Annotated in this window: 3 protein-coding genes and 1 tRNA gene; 2 read left to right on the plus strand and 2 right to left on the minus strand. The window is 63.4% G+C overall.

Annotated features, from left to right (window positions below; translation table 11 throughout):
* On the plus strand, positions 1–854 hold an 854-nt coding region (locus tag ACOJSJ_RS00005), incomplete at its 5' end, for a putative PEP-binding protein (protein WP_420142931.1).
* 93 nt (positions 855–947) lie between these two features.
* Here the strand turns inward: ACOJSJ_RS00005 and ACOJSJ_RS00010 are convergent.
* Entirely contained in the window at positions 948–1,436 is a 489-nt protein-coding gene (locus ACOJSJ_RS00010; RefSeq protein ID WP_420142932.1) for a hypothetical protein, read from the minus strand.
* A gap of 117 nt (positions 1,437–1,553) precedes the next feature.
* Here ACOJSJ_RS00010 and ACOJSJ_RS00015 point away from each other — a divergent pair.
* A tRNA-Arg gene (locus tag ACOJSJ_RS00015) sits at positions 1,554–1,630 on the plus strand.
* Between the two features lie 38 nt (positions 1,631–1,668).
* Here ACOJSJ_RS00015 and ACOJSJ_RS00020 read toward each other — a convergent pair.
* Positions 1,669–2,580, minus strand: coding sequence for a LysR family transcriptional regulator (locus tag ACOJSJ_RS00020; protein WP_420142933.1), 912 nt, complete (start codon positions 2,578–2,580; stop codon positions 1,669–1,671).
* Positions 2,581–2,719 lie beyond the last annotated feature (139 nt).

Consider the following 2,719-nt stretch of genomic DNA (forward strand, 5'->3'; position numbering starts at 1 on the left):
TCGCCAAGCTGCTGCCCATGCAGCGCAGCGATTTTGAAGGCATCTTCCGCGCCATGGCGGGCCTGCCGGTCACCATCCGCCTGCTGGACCCGCCGCTGCACGAATTCCTGCCCCATGGCGAAGCGGAGTTCGAGGAAGTGGCGAAGGCCGCCGGCGTTGGCGTCGAAGCGCTCAAGCGCCGGGCCGCCGAACTGCATGAATTCAACCCGATGCTGGGGCATCGTGGCTGCCGTCTTGGCGTGACCTATCCCGAAATCTACGAGATGCAGGCCCGCGCCATCTTCGAAGCGGCGCTGATCGTCAAGCAGCGCAGCGGAGACGCGCCGATCCCTGAAGTCATGATCCCGCTGGTCGCTACCAAGAAGGAACTGGAGCTGATGAAGGCGATCGTCGATCGCGTCGCGGCCGAAGTGTTCGAAGAACAGGGCGGCAGCGTCGAGTATCTGGTTGGTACCATGATCGAGCTGCCGCGTGCCGCGCTGAAGGCCGGTGAAATCGCCGAAGTCGGCGAATTCTTCTCCTTCGGCACGAACGACCTGACGCAGACGACGATCGGCATCAGCCGCGATGATGCGGGCCGGTTCCTGACGCAATATGTGGACAAGGGCATTTTCGCCCGCGATCCTTTCGTCAGCATCGATGTGGAGGGCGTGGGCCAGCTGATCGAACTGGCCGCCGAGCGTGGCCGCGCGACCCGCAGCGGCATTAAGCTCGGCATTTGCGGCGAACATGGCGGCGACCCGGCCTCGATCGCCTTCTGCGAACAGACCGGCCTCGATTATGTATCGGCGTCGCCCTACCGCGTGCCGATCGCCCGACTGGCGGCGGCGCAGGCCGCGCTGGCGAAGAAATAAGGGTAAGCAAAAGGGCGGGGCATTAACCCCGCCCTTTTTCATTATGGCTGACGTCTGCCCACGATGGAGTGGCCCAGCGCTGTTAGAACGGCTCTAACCGGTCAGGCGGCTGAACAGGCCCGGCTTCTCGCCACGGTCCAGCTCGACGGCCTGTCCGCGCCAGTCTTCCCGACCGATTGTGCCCGGCGCAAGGCCCAGCCGAGCCTCCAGCGTCGCTTCCTGTTCGGCGTTGATCGCGGCGATCTGGCCGAAACGGTGATAGCCCGCCTCGTTCAGCGCGAGTTCCTGCGCCTGACTGATGCCCTTGATTCGGCTGAGATCATCGCGTCCATGCACCGCGCCGGATACCGCGGTCGCCGTGCCCGCGCCGATGGGCGCTGCCTGCTGCCGCTCCAGTTCCGCGATGCGGACATTGGCCGCCTCGATCCGCGCGTCCCTGTCCTTGACGGCGGCGCGGTGCACGGCCTGTTCGTCCTGCCACAGGCGACGATATTTGCCGCGCCCGCTCATCATCAGGCCCAGTATCCAGCCGATCGCCAGCATGACAAGCAGCAGCGCAAGCATATTGAGATTGAAGCTCATCGTCGCATCCTCCTGCCGGTCTGAACGTGGAAAGGGCAATAAAAGTTGCCAGGCCATAAAAGTGCAAAAAAGGGGCTTGCCCAATCGTTCGACCGCTTCTATCAGCGCGTCTCCAACGCACCCGTAGCTCAGCTGGATAGAGCATCAGACTACGAATCTGAGGGTCGGACGTTCGAATCGTTCCGGGTGCGCCATTTCCCCCTGTTTCAGCTTGTTTTCCTTATCGTGATCATCAGCCGCTTCGCCTGTCATGACGGGCCATTTCGCTTTCGCGCACCTGCTCTTCTATGAAGTTCAGCAGCACGCCGATGCGTTGCGGCACGGATCGCCCATGGGCGTGATAGGCCCGAAGCGGCAGAGAACGCATCCTGACGTCCGGCAGCAGCTGCACCAGCCGTCCTGCCCCCAGATCGTCACGGATCGCCCAGTGCATCATGCGGGCGATGCCCAGCCCGTTGCGCGCCGCGATCAGGAGCGTGCCCCAGTCATGGGCGCTGAACCCCGCCCGTGGCAGCTGCAGGCGCGAACCGTCGGCCAGATCGATCGCCTGCGGCAGGTCGCAGCCGCCATGGGACAGATGATCATGGGCCTGCAGGTCATCAGGCGTCGCCGGACGACCCATCCGATCCAGATAGGCAGGGGCGGCCACCATGATCGGCGTCATCTGACCCAGGTCATGTTCATGCAGCCCTGCGGATTCGACGGGACCGGCGCGGATCGCCAGATCGACATTGTGATCGCCATGGCCATGGCGGTCGTTGATGCTGACCTCCAATTGCAATTGCGGGAATAGCGGCACGAATGCGGTCGTGATCCTGTCGAGCAACGGCGGGGCGATTTCGCACGGCAGGGACAATCGCACCCGGCCCCGCATCGTCCTGATACACCCTATTTCCGCATCGGCGGCCTCGATTTCCCGCAATACCGGGCTGATGCGTTCGAAATAGGCCTCGCCCGCATGGGTCAGGTCGATTGACCGCGTGGATCGTTGGAACAGCCGCGTGGACAGGCGCTTTTCCAGTCGCGCGATGCTGCGGGAAATGGCCGATGGCGTGATGTTCAGTAGCCGTGCAGCGTTGCTGAACGATCCGGTTTCCACCACGCGGACGAACACGGTCAGCCCCTCTATGCGGTCATGGGGCATGGTTTCCTCCTGTCGCAATATGAAAATGGGGCCGCACGCGGCGATTTTGCGCCGCGTTCGGCCCCGGTTGGCCCGTTGGGGTTTTCGGTGGATGGAGCGCGCCTATCAGGGGCGGTAGCATATCGCGCTCCATCCGTTA

Source organism: Sphingobium sp. (assembly GCF_048594625.1).
Classification (GTDB): domain Bacteria; phylum Pseudomonadota; class Alphaproteobacteria; order Sphingomonadales; family Sphingomonadaceae; genus Sphingobium.

Bases quoted from the DNA above. Each gene is read 5' to 3' on its own strand.
- ACOJSJ_RS00010 (WP_420142932.1), bottom strand. From the start codon at position 1,436: ATGAGCTTCAATCTCAATATGCTTGCGCTGCTGCTTGTCATGCTGGCG.
- ACOJSJ_RS00020 (WP_420142933.1), bottom strand. From the start codon at position 2,580: ATGCCCCATGACCGCATAGAGGGGCTGACCGTGTTCGTCCGCGTGGTG.